Source organism: Streptomyces sp. MGP-BFMKR1 (assembly GCF_057766585.1).
In genome coordinates this window covers 4,075,531-4,092,163 of record NZ_CM173408.1, presented here as the reverse complement: position 1 = coordinate 4,092,163, position 16,633 = coordinate 4,075,531, and the positions used below count along the sequence as shown (strand labels likewise).

The 16,633-nt window shown below is 74.1% G+C and carries 16 protein-coding genes; 6 read left to right on the top strand and 10 right to left on the bottom strand.

Annotated elements, in window-relative coordinates; translation table 11 throughout:
- Positions 1-65 precede the first annotated feature (65 nt).
- The 4 genes from AC3CHW_RS15710 to AC3CHW_RS15695 all read left to right on the top strand — a co-directional run bounded on the left by AC3CHW_RS15710 (position 66) and on the right by AC3CHW_RS15695 (position 4,061).
- Positions 66-374: a hypothetical protein gene (locus AC3CHW_RS15710; RefSeq protein WP_488470861.1), complete on the top strand. Its 309-nt coding sequence runs from the start codon at positions 66-68 to the stop codon at positions 372-374.
- Positions 375-949: 575 nt separating this feature from the next.
- The gene (locus AC3CHW_RS15705) at positions 950-2,002 is read left to right on the top strand and encodes an ATP-binding cassette domain-containing protein (protein ID WP_217189374.1); all 1,053 of its coding nucleotides are present in this window, start codon (positions 950-952) and stop codon (positions 2,000-2,002) included.
- The gene (locus AC3CHW_RS15700; protein ID WP_398608533.1) at positions 1,999-2,871 is read left to right on the top strand and encodes an ABC transporter permease; all 873 of its coding nucleotides are present in this window, start codon (positions 1,999-2,001) and stop codon (positions 2,869-2,871) included. Before AC3CHW_RS15705 ends, AC3CHW_RS15700 begins: the two co-directional genes overlap by 4 nt.
- Before the next feature lie 404 nt (positions 2,872-3,275).
- Complete coding sequence (locus AC3CHW_RS15695; RefSeq protein WP_488470860.1) at positions 3,276-4,061, top strand: VOC family protein; 786 nt, start codon at positions 3,276-3,278, stop codon at positions 4,059-4,061.
- A 154-nt stretch (positions 4,062-4,215) separates the two neighbouring features.
- Here the strand turns inward: AC3CHW_RS15695 and AC3CHW_RS15690 are convergent, their stop codons facing one another.
- Both AC3CHW_RS15690 and AC3CHW_RS15685 read right to left on the bottom strand, forming a co-directional pair.
- On the bottom strand, positions 4,216-4,887 hold the full coding sequence (locus AC3CHW_RS15690) for a class I SAM-dependent methyltransferase (RefSeq protein ID WP_488470859.1): 672 nt from the start codon (positions 4,885-4,887) through the stop codon (positions 4,216-4,218).
- A 408-nt stretch (positions 4,888-5,295) separates the two neighbouring features.
- On the bottom strand, positions 5,296-7,632 hold the full coding sequence (locus AC3CHW_RS15685; protein ID WP_488470858.1) for a heavy metal translocating P-type ATPase: 2,337 nt from the start codon (positions 7,630-7,632) through the stop codon (positions 5,296-5,298).
- A 304-nt stretch (positions 7,633-7,936) separates the two neighbouring features.
- Here AC3CHW_RS15685 and AC3CHW_RS15680 point away from each other — a divergent pair, with 304 nt between their 5' ends.
- Positions 7,937-8,149, top strand: coding sequence for a hypothetical protein (locus tag AC3CHW_RS15680; RefSeq protein ID WP_488470857.1), 213 nt, complete (start codon positions 7,937-7,939; stop codon positions 8,147-8,149).
- Positions 8,150-8,600: 451 nt separating this feature from the next.
- Here the strand turns inward: AC3CHW_RS15680 and AC3CHW_RS15675 are convergent, their stop codons facing one another.
- The 8 genes from AC3CHW_RS15675 to AC3CHW_RS15640 all read right to left on the bottom strand — a co-directional run bounded on the left by AC3CHW_RS15675 (position 8,601) and on the right by AC3CHW_RS15640 (position 15,618).
- Positions 8,601-9,971 (bottom strand): response regulator, encoded by a 1,371-nt coding sequence (locus AC3CHW_RS15675; RefSeq protein WP_488470856.1) that lies wholly within the window; start codon positions 9,969-9,971, stop codon positions 8,601-8,603.
- A 219-nt stretch (positions 9,972-10,190) separates the two neighbouring features.
- The gene (locus AC3CHW_RS15670; protein WP_488470855.1) at positions 10,191-11,042 is read right to left on the bottom strand and encodes a class I SAM-dependent methyltransferase; all 852 of its coding nucleotides are present in this window, start codon (positions 11,040-11,042) and stop codon (positions 10,191-10,193) included.
- A gap of 127 nt (positions 11,043-11,169) precedes the next feature.
- A complete protein-coding gene (locus AC3CHW_RS15665) occupies positions 11,170-11,796 on the bottom strand; it encodes a dihydrofolate reductase family protein (RefSeq protein WP_488470854.1) in 627 nt (208 codons plus the stop codon).
- Positions 11,793-12,371, bottom strand: coding sequence for an SRPBCC domain-containing protein (locus AC3CHW_RS15660; protein WP_488470853.1), 579 nt, complete (start codon positions 12,369-12,371; stop codon positions 11,793-11,795). Before AC3CHW_RS15660 ends, AC3CHW_RS15665 begins: the two co-directional genes overlap by 4 nt.
- Positions 12,368-12,706 carry an ArsR/SmtB family transcription factor gene (locus AC3CHW_RS15655; RefSeq protein WP_176163029.1) on the bottom strand — a complete coding sequence of 113 codons (339 nt, stop codon included), beginning with the start codon at positions 12,704-12,706 and terminating at the stop codon, positions 12,368-12,370. The genes AC3CHW_RS15660 and AC3CHW_RS15655 overlap by 4 nt, the downstream gene beginning before the upstream one ends.
- A gap of 91 nt (positions 12,707-12,797) precedes the next feature.
- A complete protein-coding gene (locus AC3CHW_RS15650) occupies positions 12,798-14,138 on the bottom strand; it encodes a wax ester/triacylglycerol synthase domain-containing protein (protein ID WP_488470852.1) in 1,341 nt (446 codons plus the stop codon).
- A 162-nt stretch (positions 14,139-14,300) separates the two neighbouring features.
- On the bottom strand, positions 14,301-15,050 hold the full coding sequence (locus tag AC3CHW_RS15645; protein WP_488470851.1) for a class I SAM-dependent methyltransferase: 750 nt from the start codon (positions 15,048-15,050) through the stop codon (positions 14,301-14,303).
- A gap of 310 nt (positions 15,051-15,360) precedes the next feature.
- The gene (locus AC3CHW_RS15640) at positions 15,361-15,618 is read right to left on the bottom strand and encodes a hypothetical protein (RefSeq protein WP_176163032.1); all 258 of its coding nucleotides are present in this window, start codon (positions 15,616-15,618) and stop codon (positions 15,361-15,363) included.
- Between the two features lie 316 nt (positions 15,619-15,934).
- On the opposite strand from AC3CHW_RS15640, the gene AC3CHW_RS15635 reads away from it, so the two are divergent.
- Positions 15,935-16,528, top strand: coding sequence for a helix-turn-helix domain-containing protein (locus AC3CHW_RS15635; RefSeq protein WP_398608544.1), 594 nt, complete (start codon positions 15,935-15,937; stop codon positions 16,526-16,528).
- Positions 16,529-16,633: the final 105 nt, after the last annotated feature.

The window sequence follows — 16,633 nt, the reverse complement described above, 5'->3', positions numbered from 1 at the left end:
CAACACGGTTCCGTGCTCAAACTTGCGATGGACGCGCACGAGGGTGTGGGCGGAGCCTGGGCCTCATGGAGATCCCAGGCGAGCAGAGGCACGGCAACGACCCTGAACGGGGGTACGTCGACGGGACGGGCCCCGCTCCGGCGCCCGACCTGGGCGCGGCCCCCGGCGCCGGCACCGGCCGGTGTGCCGACTGCGGCTGGCCGCTGGCCGAGCCGGTGCGGGTGGTGTCCCGGCACCGGACGACGGAGGGCGTGGTCGTGTACGCGCGGTGCGTCTGCGGGCGGTTGCGGGTGTGGGTCGAGCCGCGCGGCGGGGCGGCGCGGCGGCTGGTGATCGGCGGTACGGACGCGCCGCTGCCCTGCGGCGGGGAGTGAGCCGGGCGTAGGCGGAGGCCGGCGGGCGCGGGTGGGGCGGGACAGGCGGGACAGGCAGGGCGGGCGGGTCCGGGGCGGCCGGGCCCGTCGGCGCGTGCGGGGTGCGCGGGGCGCGCGGTGCGTGCGGGGTGCGCGGAAACCACAACGGCCCACGCTGACCTGGGCAGTTACATGATCCACAGGGCGTTGTCAGACCCCCGTACTACAGTCGTCAGCACTAGAACACCAGAGCGGATGTCATCCACAACCGCCAGGTCGCTCCCGGCGGTTCGGAGGCGTTCGAGGGTGTCGGTGCGCACCGACACCACCGCCGCGCCTCGCTGTCCCCATGTCGCCACGTCACGTAGTCCCCAACCCCCCCAGCACGGTTCCCGGGCCAGGCCGGACCTCCGGAATGGCCCGCGATCCTCCAGAGCTATACGTAACTGACATGAATTGCCCAGAAAAGCCGGGAATCGCCCCGCACCTCGTGGGACGCCCAGCCCGGACCAGCCCCAACCCCCGAGCGCCGTCGCGCCCGCCCCACCAGCCTCCCCCCAGCCCCGACGGAAGCCGCCCGTGCGAGAGGAAAGACCATGAGTAAACCCGGAGCCGACCTGGCGATCGAGACATCCGGCCTGGTCAAAGTGTTCGGCGAGACCCGCGCCGTGGACGGGATCGACCTGGCCGTGCCCACCGGCACGGTGTACGGGGTGCTCGGGCCCAACGGGGCGGGGAAGACCACCGCCGTCAAGATGCTGGCGACGCTGCTGCGCCCGGACGGCGGCGAGGCCCGCGTCTTCGGCCACGACGTGCTGCACGAGGCCGACGCGGTGCGCAGCCGGGTCAGCCTCACCGGGCAGTACGCGTCGGTGGACGAGGACCTCACCGGCATGGAGAACCTGGTCCTGCTGGGGCGGCTGCTCGGCCACCGCAAGCCGGCGGCCAGGGACCGCGCCGCGCAGTTGCTCGCCGCGTTCGGGCTGTCCGAGGCGGCGGGCAAGCAGGTCAAGCACTACTCCGGCGGCATGCGGCGCCGGATCGACATCGCCGCGAGCATCCTCAACACCCCCGACCTGCTGTTCCTGGACGAGCCGACCACCGGCCTCGACCCGCGCAGCCGCAACCAGGTCTGGGACATCGTGCGCGCCGTCGTCAGCCAGGGCGCCACGGTGCTGCTGACCACGCAGTACCTGGACGAGGCGGATCAGCTCGCCTCCCGGATCGCCGTCATCGACCGTGGCCAGGTCATCGCCGAGGGCACCAAGGGTGAGCTCAAGGCGTCGGTGGGCGCCGGGTCGGTGCACGTCCGGCTGCGCCACGCCCACCAGCGCCCGGAGGCCGAGCGGCTGCTCGCCCAACACCTGTCCGCGCAGGTGCAGTTGGACCACGACCCGGTGGCGCTCACCGCCCGCGTCGGACTGGCGGGCAACGGTGACGGGGCCACGGAGCAGGCGGCCCGGGCGCTGCACGAGCTGTCCAGTGCCGGCATCACGGTGGACAACTTCTCGCTCGGCCAGCCCAGCCTGGACGAGGTCTTCCTCGCCCTGACCGACCGCCCCGCCACCCGCCCCGACGACCCGACCGACGACGCCCGGGGCCAGGCCGGCTCCGGCGGCCCGACCCGCAAGGAAGGGGCGGCAGCATGAGCACCGCACCGACGACCGACACCCGCCCCGCCCGCGCGGCCGGCGACGACGAACTCGCCCCGGTCACGGTCGAGAGCCTGGCCGCCGTGCTGATCGCCAAGGAGCGCCCACCCCGGCCCAGCGCCTGGTCCACGTCGCTGGCCTTCGGCTGGCGGGCCGTGCTCAAGATCAAGCACGTGCCGGAGCAGCTCTTCGACGTCACCGCCTTCCCGATCATGATGGTGCTGATGTACACGTACCTCTTCGGCGGTGCGCTGGCCGGCTCCACCACGGACTACCTGCAGTTCCTGCTGCCGGGCATCCTCGTGATGAGCGTCGTCATGATCACGATGTACACCGGCGTCGCGGTCAACACGGACATCGAGAAGGGCGTCTTCGACCGCTTCCGCACGCTGCCGATCTGGCGCCCGTCGGCCATGGTCGGCTATCTCCTCGGCGACGTCCTGCGGTACGCGATGGCGTCGGCCGTGATGCTGACCGTGGGCCTGATCCTGGGATTCCGCCCGCACGGCGGAGTGGTCGGGGTGCTGGCGGGGATCGCGTTGCTGATGGTCTTCTCGTTCTCCTTCTCCTGGATATGGACCATGTTCGGGCTGCTGTTGCGGAGCGAGAAGTCCGTGATGGGCGTGAGCATGATGGTGCTCTTTCCGCTCACCTTCCTCAGCAACATCTTCGTGGACCCGAAGACCATGCCCGGCTGGCTCCAGGCGTTCGTCAACAACAGCCCGGTGACCCACCTGTCGTCGGCGGTCCGCGACCTGATGGACGGCGGCTGGCCCGGCGTGGAGATCGCCTGGTCGCTGGGGTGGTCCGGCGTGCTGGTCCTGGTCTTCGGCACGATCACGATGCGGCTGTACAACAGCAAGTGAGGCCACCCGGCCCGGCCACCCGGCCCGGCCACCCGGCCCGGCCACCCGGCCCGGCCACCCGGCCCGGCCACCCGGCCCGGCCACCCGGCCCGGCCACCCGGCCCGGCCACCCGGCGCGGCCGGGCCCGCGCCGGCCGCGCACCGGCCGCGCCCGGCGTACGGATCCTGCCCGGCCGCGGGGCCGGCCGGCACGCGGCCCCCGGCCGGCGCGCGGCCCCGCTCGGCGTACGGGCCTGGCCGGCGTGCGGCCTCCGTCCAGCGTGCGGCCCCGCCCTGCGCGCGGGCCTGGCCTGGCCGGACCGCGTCGAACGGCGCGCGGCGACGGTCGCTGCCATCCTGAGAGGACGGAGGGTGTGGCACCGCCCCGCGGGGCCACGCTCAGACGACGTCGGAGGTCCAGCGACATGCTCACGACTCACTACGTGCCGGGCGCGCCGGTCTGGCTCGACCTCGGGGCGCCCGACACCGGGGCAGCCGCCGCGTTCTACGGCGGGGTCTTCGGCTGGGAGTTCCAGTCGGCCGGGCCCGACGCGGGCGGGTACGGGATGCTCCAGCTCGACGGCAGCACCGTCGCCGGGCTCGGGCCGCTGATGGAGGAGGGCGCCAGCCCGGCCTGGACGGTGTACTTCCAGACGGCGGACGCGGAGGCCACGGCCCGCGCGGTCGAGCGCGCGGGCGGCGCGGTCCGGACGGAGCCGATGGACGTCTTCACGGCCGGCCGACTGGCCCAGTTCACGGACCCGACAGGCGCCGACTTCGCCATCTGGCAGCCCGGCGACACCAGGGGCATCGACGCCGTCAACGTGCCCAACACGCTGTGCTGGTCCGAGTTGCACACGACGGACGCGCAGGCCGCGGTCGACTTCTACCGCCAGGTGTTCGGCTGGGAGGCCGAGCGGACGCCGATGACGGAGGTCGACTACACGGTCGTCTCGCCGCCGGGCGGCGGCCGGGACGCCGCGCACGGCGGCATCATGCAGTTCCCGCCGCAGGTCGAGGTGGGGGAGCTGCGCTCGAAGTGGTACCCGTACTTCGAGGTCGAGGACTGCGACGTGGCCGTGTCCGCCGCCGTCCACCACGGCGGCACCGCCCTGACCGCCACGGACGATGCCCCGGGCCTGGGCCGGATGTCCATGGTCCTCGACCCGTTCGGCGCGCAGTTCGCGCTGATCACGAGCGAGGCGGGGTAGGGCCGTCGGGGTGCGGGGTCGCAACCCGCCACCCGGGGCCGCTCGACCGCCAGCCGCCACCGGAGGCCGGCGCCCTGCCCGCCTGTCACCCCGCCCCCGCCCCGGCGCGTGCCGTCCGCCAACCGTCGCAACGCGCGCCGTCAGGAGCGGGCGCTCACTCCTCCACCGTGGCCTCGAAGAGCGCGGTGCAGCCGTGCACCGTGAGGGTGAAGTCGCTGAAGCGGGCGCTGAGTTCGCGGCGGAGGTCCTGCAGGCTGTCGTGCCGGTTGTTGAAGTCCCTGCTGGCGTTGAGGCGGTTCATGGCGGCCCGCGCGGCCTTCGTGACGGGCACGCCCTGGGAGAGCACGGTGCTGCCGAAGACCTTGCCGCCGGGGCGTACGCACGCGGCGGCGTGGTCGAAGGCGACGCCCTTGTGGGCGAAGTCGCCCGGCACGCAGTGCAGCATGAGGTTGAGGGCCGCCGAGCCGTGCGACCGCTTGGGGAGCGGGAACGGCTCCAACACGTTGCCCTGGACCGTGGACACCTTGTACTGGGACAGACGGCGCTTGACGTGCGTCAGACAGTGCGGGTTCATGTCGAGCAGCGTGACGCGCTGGTCGGCGCTCGGCATGGTGCATTTGCTCAGCAGGAATCCGGAGCCGACGCCGATGTCGAGGTGTTCGGAGGAGATGTTGCGGTTGTAGAGCCGCAGCAGTTCGTGGCGGGGGACCTTCCACAGCACCGGGCACGTGAATCCGTAGACGGTGAGGTCGTAAAACTTCAGGGTGGCGGGGTTGTACCCTTTCTGTCCCGCCACGACGTCCTCGGACGTGGGGATGATGGCCATGAGGCCCTCCTCGCGATCGTATGGTGCGCCTTGCGGTGAAGCCGGCCCCCGGCGTGCGCGGAAAGGGGTGTGCGCGACGGGCGGGGCGGCTTCCGTGGGAATAGCGAAAAAGCGCGGCTAATGGGTTGGTGTGCGGGAATGCGGCGAATGGAAAGAGAATGTGTAAGGGAAAGGGGAAACGGGTTCCCGCGGCTCGTTGAAGGATAACGGCCCGTGTCGCGAGGATAACGGGAAGTAGCCGCACTGTCGCCCGCGCAATGAAATGCGGGTCATAAGATCAGCCGGCCGTCGGGGCGGGCAGTATCTGCCGTTCACGCGTCAGCGGGGCCGGGGGAGTTCCCGGCCCCGCTGATGGTGGACCCCGAGGTTCCGCGCGCCGTGCGCCAGCGCCGGCGCGCGCGGGCGCCGCTAGCTCGCCGCCCGGAAGCGGCGCAGCCGCAGGCTGTTGCCGACCACGAAGACCGACGAGAAGGCCATGGCGGCGCCGGCGATCATCGGGTTCAGCAGCCCGGCCGCGGCCAGCGGCAGCGCGGCGACGTTGTAGGCGAAGGCCCAGAACAGGTTGGACTGGATGGTGCGCAGGGTGCGCCGGGAGAGCCGGATGGCGTCCGCCGCGGCCCGCAGGTCGCCTCGTACCAGCGTCAGGTCGCCGGCCTCGATCGCGGCGTCGGTGCCGGTGCCCATCGCCAGGCCCAGGTCGGCCTGGGCGAGCGCGGCGGCGTCGTTGACGCCGTCGCCGACCATCGCCACCGAGCGCCCCTCGGCCTGGAGCCGCTTGACCACGTCCACCTTGTCCTCGGGCATGACCTCGGCGATCACCTCGTCGATGCCGACCTCGCGGGCGACGGAGCGGGCGACGGCGGTGTTGTCCCCGGTCAGCAGGATCGGGGTGAGGCCGAGGGCGCGCAGCCGGGCGATGGCCTCCGCGCTGGTGTCCTTCACGGCGTCGGCGACCTCCAGGACGGCGCGGGCCTGCCCGTCCCAGGCCACCACGATGGCGGTCCGGCCGGCGGCCTCGGCGGCGGCCTTGGCCTCGGCGAGTTCGGTGGGCAGCTCCATGGCCCACTCCGTCAGCAGCTTCTCCCGCCCGACCAGGACGGCGTGGCCGTCCACGATGCCCTGCACGCCGAGCCCGGGCACGTTGGCGAAGTCCTCGGGGGTGGGCAGCGATCCGACGCGCTCGGTCGCGCCGGCGGCGACCGCCCGCGCGATGGGGTGCTCGGACGCGTGCTCCAGCGCGCCGGCCAGCCGCAGCGCCTCGTCCTCGGTGGTGCTGGCCGTGGTGTGGGTGGCGAGCAGGGTCATGGTGCCGGTGGTGACGGTGCCGGTCTTGTCCAGGACGACGGTGTCCACGCGCCGGGTGGTCTCCAGCACCTCGGGACCCTTGATCAGGATGCCGAGCTGGGCGCCGCGCCCCGTACCGACCAGCAGCGCGGTCGGCGTCGCGAGGCCGAGGGCGCACGGGCAGGCGATGATCAGTACGGCCACGGCCGCGGTGAACGCCGAGGTCAGGCCCGACCCGTTGCCGAGCCAGAAGCCCAGGGTGCCGACGGCGAGGGCGATGACGATGGGGACGAAGACCGCGGAGATCCGGTCGGCGAGGCGCTGGGCGGCGGCCTTGCCGTTCTGCGCGTCCTCCACCAGCTTGGCCATCCGGGCGAGCTGGGTGTCGGCGCCGACCCGGGTGGCCCGTACGACCAGGCGTCCGCCCGCGTTGAGCGTGGCGCCGGTGACCGCGTCGCCGACCGCGACCTCGACCGGCACCGACTCGCCGGTCAGCATGGCCGCGTCCACGGCCGAGCTGCCCTCCACGACCACGCCGTCGGTGGCGATCTTCTCGCCGGGGCGGACCACGAAGTGGTCGCCGACCGCGAGGTCCTCGATGGCGACGCGCTCCTCGCGCTCGCCGCGCACCACGGTGACCTCCTTGGCGCCCAGCGAGATGAGCGCCCGCAGCGCGGCCCCCGCCTTGCGCTTGGAGCGGCCCTCGAAGTACCGCCCGGCCAGGATGAACGCCGTGACGCCGGCCGCCGCCTCCAGGTAGATGTTGCCCGAGCCGTCGGTGCGCTCGATGGTCAGCTCGAAGCCGTGCGTCATGCCGGGGGTGCCCGCGGTGCCGAAGAACAGGGCCCACACCGACCACAGGAACGCGGCCCCGGTGCCCACCGATATCAGCGTGTCCATGGTGGCCGCGCCGTGCCGGGCGTTGGTGAACGCGGCGCGGTGGAACGGCCAGGCGGCGTACGTCACGACGGGGGCGGCGAGGGTCAGCGAGAGCCACTGCCAGTTCTCGAACTGCCAGGCCGGCACCATCGCCATGGCGATCACCGGAATGGCGAGCACCACGGCGGTGATCAGCCGCTGGCGCAGCGGGGTGAGCGGGTCGGGCCCGCCGTCGCCGCCCTCGCCACCGGTGCTCCCCGGGGCGCGAGCCGGCGCGGAGCCGGCCGCGGGGGCGCTGGCGTCGCGCCCCTCGGCGGCGCCGTCGGTCGCGGCGGGGCGCCGCGGGCGGGCGGGGACGGGCGGGGCCGCGGTGTACCCGGTGGCCTCGACCGTGCCGATCAGGTCGTCGACGGTGACCCCGTCGGCGAAGCTGACCTTGGCCTTCTCCGTGGCGTAGTTGACGGTGGCCGTCACGCCGTCGATGCGGTTGAGCTTCTTCTCGATCCGGGCGGCGCACGAGGCGCAGGTCATCCCGCCAATGGCGAGCTCAACCTCGGCCGGCTCAGTCACCGTGCTGGTCATCCCTTAGCTCCTCACTCCCGGTGGGCGCGGGCACGCTCGCTGGTCCGTCCGCGCCCGCTGTCGCCGCCGCTGTCGATCAATACCCCTAGGGGGTATCGGCTCTGCCCTTTCAGGTATACCCCCCAGGAGTACGAGACGCAAGGGTGCGCGGACGCTTGACTATGTACCCCCTGGGGGTATCTTCAACAGGGTGGACGCGCGGATCGGCGGCCACGCCAGCGACTGAAGACCGACTGACACACCGACTGATGGCCAGCTGATCGCCAACTGATCACTGACTGAGAAGCAACCGAGGGAGCCCGCCATGCACACAGGTCTGAAGGTGGCCGCGTACGTCGTCGTGCTCGCCGCGACGTTCGGCACCGCGTACGGGGCGGGCACCGCCATCGACCCGGTGGCCGAGCCGAAACCGGCCACCCACACCGAGCACTCGCCCCAGCACCCGTCCGGCCACGCGCCGGACCGTGAGGCCGGGCACGGCTTTGGCCACGAGCCCGAACAGTCCCACCAGCGCTAGCCGCGCCGCACGGCCCGGGGGCCGCGCGTCCGGAATTGCCTGCGGGGCGGTACGTAAAGCCCTCGTCAGCGAACCGATATTGGCTGGAACGGAACCCCGTGCATATGTACGGGTCCCACCCCTACGTACCCCAGGAACGCGCACTCACCCCCCTGGCGCCCTTCCGTGCGCCCCACCCACTCGCCCCCTCGCCCGCTAATCCCCCCGTCACCGCGCCGCCGCCCGCCGCCCTTCACCGGGCCGCCTCCCCGCCCACCTCGCATTCCCCTGCGGGCGCGTTCCCGTACGCGCTCCTTTCCGTACCCCGTCCTTCGCCGATTGCGCGTCCCACATCCCGGCGGCCCGCGCGCAGGTGGATTCCCACGCGCGCGCAGGAAACGCGTACGAAAAGGGAAGAAAAGAAGGGCGAAGAAAAGGGAAGCGGAAAGTCGAGCGCCGAAGGGCGGGTTTCTCAGGGGATCGCTCGGAAATCGGAGAACCGGAAGTTCGGGAACCCGGTGTACGGGGTGGCGTGGCGGGAGTAGTGGCGGCGCTCCAGGAAGATCTCGGTGAAGGTGGAGACCTTGGCCCGCAGCGCCCACGGGTCGACGGGCTTGGCGATGTAGTCGACGGCGCCCGCGGCGTAGCCGCGCGAGGAGTGTTCGGGGTCGGCGCCCATGGCGGTGAGGAAGAGGAGGGGGATGTCGCGGTTGCGGGGGCGGCGCTTGATCTGGGCCGCGGTCTCGTAACCGTCCATCTCCGGCATCTGCACGTCGAGCAGGATGACCGCGAAGTCGTCGTGGTCGAGCAGGGCCTTGAGCGCCTCCCGCCCCGAGGTGGCCGCGACGAGTTCCTGCCCCAGGGTGGCGAGCACCGCCTCCATGGCCAGCAGGTTGTCGCGCTGGTCGTCCACGATGAGGATCTTCGGGCGCGGCCCCGCCCCCCAGGTCGCCGCGGCGGGCGGCGGGTAGGCCGCCGCCGGGTACTGCGCCGGCCTGCCGGCGGTGGCCGCCCCGGCCCGGCTGGCGGCGGTGGCGGTGGCGGTGGCGGTTGCGGCCGTGGCGGTGGGGTGCGCGGCGGCGGAGGCGTGGGCGGTGGCGTACGGCGGGGCGTGGGTGAAGGGGGAGAGGCCGACCGCCTCCGCCTCGTCGGCCGCGTGCGTCTCGCCGGACGCCACGCCCTGCGCCTCCACGGCGGCGAGTTGCCGTTCCAGGAGCTGGCACCGGGCCTCGGCGAGGAGGCCGCGGCGGCGCACCTCCTCCAACTCGTCGGTGAGGCGGCGCACTTCCTGGCGCAGCCGGTCCTGTTCGTGGAGGAGCTGTTCGCGGTCGTGATCGGGGCAGGCCAACTCCTGTTCCAGCGTCTCGACCCGGGCCCGCTCCGCCGCCCACGCCGCCTCCAACTGGCCGAGCCGCACCTCCAGGTCGGCGATCCGGTGTTGGCGCTCCAGCAGCGCCCGGCCCAGCGCGTCCTCGGTCAGGGTGGCGCTGCGCGCCGCGCGGTCGGCGTCGGCGAGCTGGTTCTGCAACACCTCGACGGCGTGTCCGACCGAGCCGCTGGTGTGGATGGCGGCCCGGTGTCGCTCGCGGAGCAGTTCCACCGCGTCCGGCGTGGTGGGTACGGAGCGCGCCGCGGCCAGGTCGGTGAGCAGGTCGAGCACGAACTCCCACGGCGGTACGCGGGTGCCGCTCAGGTAGCGCGAGATGGTGCCGGGGTCGCGGTAGCGGCGGGCGGCGTAGCGCCGTACGGAGATTCCGAGGCCGGCGAACAGCTCGCGGAGCATGACGGCGAACTGCCGGCACTCGTCGCTCAGGTCGTCGGCCAGCGGGCGCAGTTCGCCCATGGTTTCCCCCTGCGGGTGTCCGGGGCCCCTCCCCGCCTCGAACGGCGGTCGCGGCGCGCGCCGCCGAACCCACGCGCACAGCTTGGCGCAGCGCCCGGGCGTTGCACGGCACGCACCACCGTGCCGGCAACACCCGGCAACGGGCGGGCCGTCCGCCCCATCACGGGCGCCCGGGGACCGGCCCCCGGGCGCCCGTGACGCCCTTTCGTGGTGCGGGGGTTACGGCGTGGCGCGTGCCCGCAGGGCGAACATCAGGGGGATCTTCGGGTCGTGGTCGGGCAGCCGCCACCAGCCGCCGTCGGCCGGCACCATGCCCGCAAAGCGCGGCCACGGCAGCAGCTCGGTCTCGCGCAGCACCTCGATGGACAGGCCGGCGCCGAGCAGCGCGGTGACGATGTCACCGAGCCCGTGCCGCCACTCGTAGCAGGTGGTGGCCTGGTCGAGCGGCGGGCCGTCGGTGTACGTGTGGGCCACCTCGACCCGCAGCGGCCCGCGGCCCCCCAGGTAGTCCTGGCGCAGCCGCAGGTGCTGTTCGCCCGGCTCGGGCACGGCGCCGAGCGACTGGAGCAGCGGGTGGAACTCCACCAGGTACAGGAACCCGCCGGGCCGCAGCAGGCCGGCCACGGTGCGGGCCCAGCGGGCGAGGTCGGGCAGGTACCACAGGGCGCCCTTGCCGGTGTAGACGACGTCGAAGCGCCGCCCGTCCAGGGCGTCGACCGCGTCGTGCACGTCGGCTTCCACGTACGTCACCTCCCGGCCCGCGTCGCGCGCGATGCGCCGCGCCTCGGCCACGGCCGCGCCCGAGAAGTCGAGCCCGGTGGTGGTCGCGCCGCGCTCGGCGAACGCGAGGGTCTCGGTGCCCAGGTGGCATTGCAGGTGGAGGACGTCCCGGCCGGTGAGGTCGCCCAGGTCCGGCCACTCGAAGTCGGCGAACCAGTGGCCGCTGTCGCGGGCCTCGTTCAGGCCGTAGAACTCGCTGGCCACGTGGATGGGCGTGCGGGCGTCCCAGTTGTTCCGGTTGACGTCGATCATCTCGGCGACGTTGCTGGGTTCGTGTTCGTCGGCAGTCACGCGCCCTTTGTACGTCGCGAGCGCGCGCCCCACTAGTGCGCCGTGCGCCCCCTTGCGCGCCGTATGGATCACACTGACCGTGCCGGTCGGGCTTCCGGGCCTCCCCCGTGGCGTGACCCGGCGCCTCCTAGGTGAAGGCGGCGACGCCCTCGTACGTGCCCAGCGGCGCTTGGCCCGTCGTCTCGTACTCCAGGAGCAGCAGGCCGTTCGGCGTCGCCTCGTGGTGGGCCAGGCGGAGGCCGGACGGGGCGCCAGGGCCGGTCAGCAGGCGCCGGCCGGTGCGCAGGACCGTGGGCGCGACGACGAGGCGGAGCGTGTCGACGAGGCCCGCCGCCAGCAGCGCGTCGCCCAGCCGGGCGCTGCCGTGGATCTGGAGTTCCCGGCCCGGTCGCGCCCTCAGCTCGGCGACGGCCTGGGCCGGGTCGCCCCTGAGTACGGTCGTGGGGTGCCAGGTCCCCTCGGTGAGGGTGTTCGACACGACGTACTTCGGCAGCGTGTTCATCCGCTCGGCGAACGGGTCGGCCGGGTCGGTGATCGCCGGCCAGTCGCGGGCGAACGCCTGGTAGGTGCGCCGGCCGAGCAGCAGGCCGTCGGCGAGGTCGAGCCAGTCGGAGGCGCGCTGGACGAACGTCGCGTCCATGTGGGGCACGAGCCAGCCGCCGGCGGTGAACCCGTCGCTGGTGTCCTCGTCCGGCGAGCCGGGGCCCTGACAGACGCCGTCGAGCGTGACGAACTCGGTGAGGGTGATCTTCATCGCGGGTCCCCGCCCTCCGTGCTCGTGCCGCGCGGACCCGTGCCCGGGCCCGTGTTCCGCGGGTCCGCGCTCTGCGGGTCCGCGCTCTGCGGGCCCGCGCTCCGCGGGGCCGCGCTCTCGCTGAACGCGGCCAACTGGCCGACGACCGTGCCCCAGCCGTCGGCGAAGCCGAGCTTCTCGTGCAGGGTGCGGGCCTCCGGGTCGCCGTGCCGGACGACCAGCCGGTACTCCGTACCCTCCGGGTGGTCGCCGAAGGTGATGGTGGCGGTCATCGCGACCGGGACGGGGTGCGCGGGCCGCCAGGTGCCGTCGACCGCGTTGGTGAACACGATGCGCTCGCCCGGGTCGACGGCGAGGAAGCAGGCGTCCAGATGGGGGACGAACGCGCCCCCGCCGTCGCTCAGCCGCGTCACGAAGGCACCGCCGGGCCGCAGGTCCAGGCGGTCGACGCGGCAGCGGGACGGGGCCGGGACCCACCACCGCTCAAGCCGGGCCGGGTCGGCCCAGGCGCTCCACACGGTGGCGCGCGGGGCGCGGATGACCCGCGCCAGCGCGAGGTCGAGATCGGGGTTCACGGGCTGTTCTCCTCCGGGTTGGTGACGAACTCCTCCAGTCGGTCGGTGCGCTCCGCCCAGATCCGGCGCTGCTCCGCGAGCCAGTCGTCGACGAGGGCGAGCCGCTCGCGGCTGAGCACGCACGTGCGCACCCGGCCGGTCTTGACCGTGCGTATGAGTCCGTTCGATTCGAGGGTGCGTACGTGCTTCATGAACGACGGGAGGGTCATCGGGAACTCGCTGGCGAGGTCGCCGACGCTCAGCGGCCCGTGGCCGAGGCGCCGGATGACCGCGCGCCGGGTCGGGTCGGCGAGGGCGACGAGCACGCCGTCCAGTTGCGCCGAATACTGTGCCATGCGGCTAAGTATTGGGGCCGGCGATGGTAAGCGCAAGGGCTAAGTATCGAGGTGGTGGCCGGCGGCCGTCGGTGGCCGGGCTGGCATCGCCCTACGCCGGAGCCCCCGGCCCCACGCCCCCCGCCTCCTCGACGGCCTCAGCAGCCCCTGCCATTCCGGCCTGTGCCCCGGCCGGATCGGGGCACAGGGCCTGCCGCCAGTGGCGGGCCAGGTCGGCGGCGCGGGGCAGCGCCGCGTCGTACACGACGCCGCACCGTACGACCCCGCCCGCGCGCGTGAACGAGACGTAGCCGAGCAGCCCGTCGTGCACGTCGTAGAACATGGACGCCCCGGTCAGCCGGGCGCCGAGGCAGGTCAGCTCCTCGTCCGCGACGGTGACCGAACTGGCCCCGATCGGCACGGCGTTCTTCACGTAGCCCATCGCCCACTCGCCGGCCCGGTGCGGGGCGGCGCGCACGGCGAGCCGGCGCGCGTCGCGGGTTCCGGTGCGGCGCACGGCGTCGGTCTGGCGACGCACCAGGGTCGCCGCGTCGCCGAGCCGGGGCGCCGCCGACGGCAGCACCAGCCGGTAGCCGACCACGTGGTTGCCCGGCGCGTACCGCTGGCCCGGGCCGCGCGTGGACATGGCCACCAGCACCGGCAGGTCGGGGCACGCGCCCGGCGCGCCGTCCCGGCGCCAGGCGCGCACCGCGCGCGCCAGGCCGGTCAGGCAGACGTCGTTGACGCTGGTCCGCCACGCGTCGGCGAGCTGGCGCAGCCGCGCCAGGGGAACGTCCTGGCTGGTCCACGCGGTACGGCGGGCGGGGTGGGCGCGCAGCGCGGGCCAGCCGCGGACGCCGCCGAGTTGGCGTACGGCGTCCGACGCGGCCAGCAGCGCGCCGGCCGGCCTCGGCAGCCGAGCCGGGTACAGCGGCGGGCCGGCCGCCGCGGCGTCGCCGAGCAGGGCCAGCGCGGAGTGCGCGGCGCCCACCCCGTCCTGCACGGCGTGGTGCACCCGGAGCGCCAACCGAAACCCGCCCCGCGCCCCCGCGCCCCCCGCCGCGCCGTCCCGCTCCGCCGCCCCGTCCAGCAGCCACAGGTCCCACGGCGGGTGCTCGGCGCCCGGCAGCGGGTGGCTGAGCAGCGCGTTCGTCGCGTCGGCCAGCGCGCCGGGCTCGGCCAGGCCGGTGTGCCGGCGCACGTGCGTGCCCGGGTCGAAGTCGGCCGTACGCGGGCGCCACCGGCGGGCCCGGCCGTCCGGGCGCAGCAGGTTCAGCGCGGGCAACCCGGCCGCGCGCCCGAGCACCCGCTCCGCGAGCGCGTCGACGTCCGGCGCGGGCCCGGCGAAGTCGAGGAAGAACCCGGTGGTCGGCTGGTGCTGACGGGCCAGCGCGAGGAAGGCCCGGTCGATCGGCCCGATGGCGTGACCGCCGTTGACGTTCATCTCCGACATCTCCCCGGCCTCTCCCCGATCTCCGACCCCTCCGACCCCTCCGACATCTTCGGCCCCTCTGGCATCTCTGACGTCTCGGCTTCCCGTCCACGGCCGGCCCCGGGCGGGTCGTGGACGGGCCGACAGGTACGTACCCACCCCGGCGACGACCGGGTGCTGCCGCTACGGCTGGGCGATCAGCGCGAAGCGGTGACAGTGGGCGGCCAGCGGCTGGCCCGCGCGCATCGTGGCGTGCAGGGCGCGCAGCGGCTCGGCGTACCGCTCCACGCTGAAGTCGGGGACGTGCCAGGGCGTGATGCGCAGGAACAGCACCAGCGCCCCGACGTCGTGGAAGGCCGCCGGCAGCCGCGCCTCGTCCTGCCAGGTCACGGTGAAGCCGGCGGCGGTGAGCTGGTCGGTGGCGGCGCGCAGGTCCCAGTCGGCGTAGCCGTGCGCGGGCGCGCCGAGCGCCTCGTTGACCTCCGCGAGGTCACCGCCGCCCACCTGCTGGGTGACGAAGGTGCCGCCGGGGCGGAGCACGCGGCGGATCTCGTGTGGGTCGTACGACTCGTGCCGGCTGATCACCAGGTCGAACGAGGCGTCATCAAACGGCAGTTGGTCGTCGTCGCCGACCTCGGCCACCTCGATCCCCAGCGGTTCGAGCCGCTCGCGCGCCACCGGCACGTTGGGCGCGAACCCCTCGGTCGCCGCGGTCCGCGCGGGCAGCGGCGCCAACGAGGCCAACACCTCACCACCGCCCGTCCCGAGATCGAGCAGCGCGCCCGCGCCCGGCAGCCGCTCGCGTACCAGCCCCGGATAGCTCCACGGCAGGTCGGCGTCGCCCCGCTCCTCGTACCGCCCACGGAACACCCCGAAGTCCCAGCCCTCGAACGGTGTCGTCAACCCCTCGGCGACCAACTCGTCATACCCCACGCCGCTCAGCCCTCCCCGTTCCCCTGCGTTCCCCTGCCGCTTCCCGGCCCGCCCGACGCCACGGTTCGCGCGCCGGGCACCGGGGTTCGACGGTATACGGGCCGGTGGGGGAGTGGGTGGGGTGGGCGGGGGCGGACGCCCACCGGCGGGTGGTCAGCCACCCGCCGCAGCCGCACCGGCCGGCGCGCCCCCACCCGCCCGCACTGGGCGGGGGCCGCGCGCCGGGTGTGCCGAGGGAGGGGCGGGTGGCGCGGGCTGGGGCGGGCGGCGGCGCGGCCACGTGGGCGCGGCCGTGGGGTCAGGCCCGCGCTCAGGCGTCGGGCGCGCGGTCCAGGCTGATGGCCAGGCGTAGTCGCGGGTCGGTGGCGGCGTGCTGCCAGCGCACGCCGAGCACCTCGTACCGTCGGTCGGCGGCGAGCCAGTCGGCCGCAGCCTGGAACAGTTCGCCGGGTCGCGCCCCGCCGAACTCCACGGTGTTCCCCGCGTCGACGGTCACCCACAGACCCTCGTGCTCGTCGGTGAACACGCCCGCTCTGGAACGCAGTTCGTCGGTCAGGTCACTGTGCATGTGTGTCCCCCATCGTCGGTCCGAGTATCGCGTACGAGTCCGATACACGGGCCCGCCGGGTGAACCGGTCGGGTGGTCGGGTCCCGCCTACGGAGCCGCACGTCACGGTCTCCATCGAGTGCCCCGCACCCAGCGGGTTCAAGCGCGGGGAGTGGCGGGGTGGCACCGGGTTCGGGCCGGGGGAGGGGGCGGCCGTCGGGCGGCGCGCGGGGCGGTTCCCGTGGCGTGGCGCGGAGCGCGCGGCACCCGCCGCTCCGGTGTGCGCCTCCGGCAAACACCGTTGCCGGTTCCGGGACGGGTGGGGTGCAATGGCGGCGTGGAACACTCACCCGCCATCGCCCAGGCCCTCACCGAGGTCGGTCCCCGGCTCAAGCGGCTGCGCACCGAGCGCGGTGTCACGCTGTCCGCGCTCGCGCAGGCCACCGGGATCTCCAAGAGCACGCTGTCCCGGCTGGAGTCGGGCCAGCGGCGGCCCAGTCTGGAGTTGCTGTTGCCGATCGCGCAGGCCCACCAGGTCCCGCTGGACGAACTGGTCGGCGCGCCCGAGGTCGGCGATCCCCGGGTGCGGCTCACGCCGCGCCGCGCGCACGGGAACACGGTGTTGCCGCTGACCCGGCAGCCCGGCCCGCTCCAGGCGTTCAAGATGGTCCTGCCGGCCAGCCGCGACACACCCAACCTGTGTACCCACGAGGGGTACGAGTGGCTGTACGTGCTGGCCGGGCGGCTGCGCCTGGTCCTCGCCGACCACGACCTGACGATGGGCGCGGGGGAGGCGGCCGAGTTCGACACCCGGCTGCCGCACTGGTTCGGCACCACCGGAGAGGGCCCCGTCGAGGTGCTCAGCATCTTCGGCCGGCAGGGCGAGCGCATGCACGTACGGGCCAAGCCCACCGCCCGCGCGAACGGCTGACCTCAGAGCGGCCCGGCCCGGCCCGGTTCAGTCCTGCCCAGTCCGGTCCTGCCCGGTTCTGCGCGGTCCGGCCTTGCCCGGCCCGGCGTGGGCCCGGGGCGCGGC

What these genes read in the sequence shown, in the direction of transcription:
- AC3CHW_RS15685 (WP_488470858.1), bottom strand. Translation starts at nt 7,632, where the DNA reads ATGACCAGCACGGTGACTGAGCCGGCCGAGGTTGAGCTCGCCATTGGC.
- AC3CHW_RS15690 (WP_488470859.1), bottom strand. Translation starts at nt 4,887, where the DNA reads ATGGCCATCATCCCCACGTCCGAGGACGTCGTGGCGGGACAGAAAGGG.
- AC3CHW_RS15665 (WP_488470854.1), bottom strand. Translation starts at nt 11,796, where the DNA reads ATGAAGATCACCCTCACCGAGTTCGTCACGCTCGACGGCGTCTGTCAG.
- AC3CHW_RS15675 (WP_488470856.1), bottom strand. Translation starts at nt 9,971, where the DNA reads ATGGGCGAACTGCGCCCGCTGGCCGACGACCTGAGCGACGAGTGCCGG.
- AC3CHW_RS15650 (WP_488470852.1), bottom strand. Translation starts at nt 14,138, where the DNA reads ATGTCGGAGATGAACGTCAACGGCGGTCACGCCATCGGGCCGATCGAC.
- AC3CHW_RS15695 (WP_488470860.1), top strand. Translation starts at nt 3,276, where the DNA reads ATGCTCACGACTCACTACGTGCCGGGCGCGCCGGTCTGGCTCGACCTC.
- AC3CHW_RS15710 (WP_488470861.1), top strand. Translation starts at nt 66, where the DNA reads ATGGAGATCCCAGGCGAGCAGAGGCACGGCAACGACCCTGAACGGGGG.
- AC3CHW_RS15700 (WP_398608533.1), top strand. Translation starts at nt 1,999, where the DNA reads ATGAGCACCGCACCGACGACCGACACCCGCCCCGCCCGCGCGGCCGGC.
- AC3CHW_RS15705 (WP_217189374.1), top strand. Translation starts at nt 950, where the DNA reads ATGAGTAAACCCGGAGCCGACCTGGCGATCGAGACATCCGGCCTGGTC.
- AC3CHW_RS15655 (WP_176163029.1), bottom strand. Translation starts at nt 12,706, where the DNA reads ATGGCACAGTATTCGGCGCAACTGGACGGCGTGCTCGTCGCCCTCGCC.
- AC3CHW_RS15680 (WP_488470857.1), top strand. Translation starts at nt 7,937, where the DNA reads ATGCACACAGGTCTGAAGGTGGCCGCGTACGTCGTCGTGCTCGCCGCG.
- AC3CHW_RS15640 (WP_176163032.1), bottom strand. Translation starts at nt 15,618, where the DNA reads ATGCACAGTGACCTGACCGACGAACTGCGTTCCAGAGCGGGCGTGTTC.